Genomic DNA, 3,113 nt, shown 5'->3' on the forward strand with positions numbered 1-3,113 from the left:
TACCACCTTCTTCACCGGCTCTTAAAATGGTTGGGGTAAATATATTGCTCAATGCAGAAGTTGCTGTGTGAGCCACTCGTGATGCTATGTTGGGTACACAGTAATGAATCACGCCATACTTTCTGAAAATTGGATTCTTCAGCGTGGTGAGCTCTGAGGTTTCTACACAACCACCCTGATCAATGCTTAGGTCAATGATGAGCGCATCATCTTTCATTTGCGCCACCATTTCTTCGGTTACTACATAACGATTTCTTCCTTTTTCAGCTCTCAACGCACCAATCACTACATCAGCATGCTCAAGAGAGTCGGCCAGCGTAACTGTATCTATGGTAGAGGTATAGATTTGATGACCTAAGGCATGCTTTATTCTCCTCAGCTTATATATATGGTTATCAAATATTTTTACCTCTGCTCCCAATCCAATTGCAGCTCTCGCTGCATATTCTGCCACGGTACCTGCACCTATGATTACTACCTGAGATGGTGGCACTCCGGTTATTCCGCCAAGAATAATTCCTCGCCCCCCATTACTGGAGTTAAGGTACTCTGAGGCTATCGACATCACGGTATTTCCCGCTATCTCGCTCATTGCGCGGATGATGGGCATCCCTCCTACCTTATCCTGGATAAATTCAAAAGCCAGAGCCGTAATCTTTTTCTTATTGAGTGCTTCGAGATACTCCGGTGTCTGATTACCCAGCTGAATAGCAGAAATCAAAACCTGCCCCGGTTGCATCATTTCGATTTCCTCCATCGTAGGAGGCTCGATTTTGAGTATGGCTTTGGCCTTGTAGAGCTCTTCGGCTGAATAAACTATCTTGGCACCGGCATCACTGTATTCTTTATCAGAAAACTTAGAACCATTGCCAGCATTAGTCTCTACCCATATTTCATGACCATTGTTGACCAACAATGCTACCGCGTCAGGAGTTAGCGTTATCCGTTTTTCCTGCATCGAAATCTCATTGGGTATACCTATAAAAAATGAATGGTCACTCTTTTTAACTGCAAGTAATTTTTCTTGAGGGTATAAGCTGCTTTCTTGTGCCAGCTGTGCAAAACCTGTGGTTTCCTTTTTACTCATAGCGACAAATTTCTATCGAGCGTTGCTCCTTTCCGGTAACGGAAATATCAATTTTTAAGACTTTTTCTGGTAGTAAGTTTTCTATTTTAGATGGCCATTCGATAAAACAAAGATTGCCGGAGTCAAAATACTCGTAAACCCCAATCTCAATGGCTTCTTCCTCTTCTTTGATGCGATAAAAATCGAAGTGATAAAACGTAGAGCCACTATTGTTTTGATATTCATTTACAATAGAAAAAGTTGGGCTATTGACAGTGTCTTCTACGTTCAACTGCTTACATATCGCCTTTATCAAAGTCGTTTTACCAGCTCCCATTTCTCCTTCAAAAAGCCAAATATTGATCCCGGAAGCAAATTTTAATATCTGCCCGGCCACCTCTTCAATCTGATCTATACTATTGCATTTAAACTCTTGACGGGAGAGAGCCTTATCTACCATATTTCGAATTTAGTGAAATTATTGGAATAATCATTTCTTCCATAGAGATGCCTCCATGCTGAAAAGTGTCCTTATAGTAGTTTACATAGTAGTTGTAATTATTGGGGTATGCAAAAAAGCGATCTTCAGTGGCAAAGACATAAGATGTACTTACGTTTAGTTTCGGCAGAAATAATCGCTCAGGTTTAGCCACCTCCATGATCTCATCACCCCGGTCATAGCCTAAGTTCTTGCCTTGTTTATATCTCAAGTTAGTATTGGTATTTCTGTCACCGATTATCTTAAATGGCTTTTTAACCCTGATTGTCCCATGATCGGTGGTGATAATTACTTTACCCCCTTTTTCTGCAATTAGCTTAAGCGCATCAAGCAAGGGTGAGTGTTCGATCCATGATTTAGTGATACTGCGATAAGCTGATTCGTCAGGCGCCAACTCTCTAATCATGGCCGTGTCTGTTCGGGCGTGAGAAAGCATGTCTACAAAATTGTAAACGATCACATTCAGGTCGTTGGTCATCATATTATTGATGTTATCGACTAACTGTCTGCCTTCTGATGCTTTCTTTATCTTATGGTAGCTAAAGCTTAGATCCAGATTATTTCTCCTGATCTGTCTTTCTAAAAACTGATCCTCGTAGTTATTCTTTCCTTCGTCAACATCTTCTCCAACCCAAATGTCTGAGTGCTTTTTTTCCATTTCTGAAGGAAGCATTCCGGAGAAAATAGAGTTTCTGGCATAGGCAGTGGTTGTGGGTAATATAGAGTAGTAGGTATCTTCTTCTTCTACATTATAATACTCAGAAATAGCGGGCTCGATAATTTTCCATTGGTCATATCTAAGATTGTCTATGACCAGAAAGAAGAGTGATGTGTCTTTCTCTATGGCTGGAAAAACCTTTTTCTTCATCAATTGATGCGAAAGCATTGGTTTCTCTGCATCAGGATCATTAAGCCAGCTATCGTAACTTTCTGTTATAAACTTAGAAAATCGATTATTTGCCTCTTCCTTTTGCATAGTGAGCACCTCAGACATGCTCTTGTTTTCTGTCTCATCTATTTCTAACTCCCAAAATATCAGCTTTTTATACACCTCTACCCATTCCTGAAAATCAAGATTCTCCTGAAATGTCATGCTGATATTGCGAAACTCCTGTTGATAGTTGAGGTTGGTCTTTTCTGTAACAAGGCGTCTGTTATCCAGTATTTTCTTTACAGACAACAATATCTGGCTAGGATTTAGAGGTTTGATTAGGTAATCGGCAATTTTAGCACCTATTGCTTCTTCCATGATCTGCTCTTCCTCACTTTTGGTGATCATTACCACAGGTAAGCTCGGCATCATACCCTTTATTTTTGTGAGTGTTTCAAGCCCTGACATACCAGGCATATTCTCATCTAAAAAAACCACATCAAAATGCTCGCTTTCGCATTTTTCAATAGCATCAGACCCACTATTTACAGGTGTCATATGATAGCCTTTATTCTCTAGAAAGAGGATGTGGGGCTTTAATAAATCTATCTCATCATCCGCCCATAAAATCTTATATCTTTGCATTGGTAGTAGTTCTGAGTTAATTGTTTTTTGTA

3 protein-coding genes are annotated in these 3,113 nt (G+C 40.1%); all 3 read right to left on the reverse strand.

The annotated features are described in order from the left end of the window. On the reverse strand, window positions 1–1,087 hold a 1,087-nt coding region (locus E1176_RS03310), incomplete at its 3' end, for an alanine dehydrogenase (RefSeq protein ID WP_155209155.1). Beyond that, window positions 1,080–1,526, reverse strand: a complete 447-nt coding sequence (gene tsaE, locus E1176_RS03315) for a tRNA (adenosine(37)-N6)-threonylcarbamoyltransferase complex ATPase subunit type 1 TsaE (protein ID WP_155209156.1) — start codon at window positions 1,524–1,526, stop codon at window positions 1,080–1,082. The genes E1176_RS03310 and tsaE, both read right to left, overlap by 8 nt. Further along, window positions 1,516–3,081 (reverse strand): T9SS response regulator signal transducer PorX, encoded by a 1,566-nt coding sequence (gene porX / locus E1176_RS03320; RefSeq protein WP_155209157.1) that lies wholly within the window; start codon window positions 3,079–3,081, stop codon window positions 1,516–1,518. The genes tsaE and porX overlap by 11 nt, the downstream gene beginning before the upstream one ends. Window positions 3,082–3,113 lie beyond the last annotated feature (32 nt).

This window comes from Fulvivirga aurantia (assembly GCF_009711475.1).
GTDB lineage: Bacteria > Bacteroidota > Bacteroidia > Cytophagales > Cyclobacteriaceae > Fulvivirga > Fulvivirga aurantia.